Genomic DNA, 470 nt, shown 5'->3' with positions numbered 1-470 from the left:
GTCACCCAGGCCACCCGCTACGCCTACGACCCCCTGGGCCGGCGCGTCTCCAAGAGCGATGCCTTCGGCAGCACCCACTACCTGTGGGATGGCGACCTCATGGTGCACAGCCAACGCGGTGCAAGGCAGGCGCTCTATATCTACGAGCCGGGGAGCTTTGTGCCGCTGGCCACCGTGCAGGGCGCGGGCGAAGAGCACAGCACCTACTGGTACCAATGCGACCAGATCGGTGCGCCGCTGGAGCTGACCGACGAACAAGGCCAGGTAGCCTGGGCTGCTGATTACAAGGTCTGGGGCGAGGCGGTCATGCGCAGCGTGTTGAGGACCGGTACCGATGATCGGCCGATCAGCACGCGTGCGTGGGGTTCAAAGCCTGTTGCACCACCTCCACCGCCGCCCATTGAACAACCCTTCCGCTTCCAGGGACAGCAGTTTGATGAGGAGACGGGGCTGCATTACAACCGGTTTAG

1 protein-coding gene is annotated in these 470 nt (G+C 64.0%); it reads left to right on the top strand.

What is annotated here, in order from left to right:
- Nucleotides 1-470, top strand: a 470-nt coding sequence (locus ACF8ME_RS10260; protein WP_392416300.1) for an RHS domain-containing protein, incomplete at both ends; no start/stop codon positions are given.

This window comes from Delftia sp. WSY_7 (genome assembly GCF_043104845.1).
In the GTDB taxonomy this organism is placed as follows: Bacteria; Pseudomonadota; Gammaproteobacteria; order Burkholderiales; family Burkholderiaceae_C; genus Comamonas; species Comamonas tsuruhatensis.
Note: the sequence above shows the minus strand (reverse complement) of the source record. Positions and strands in the feature narration are given on the sequence as shown.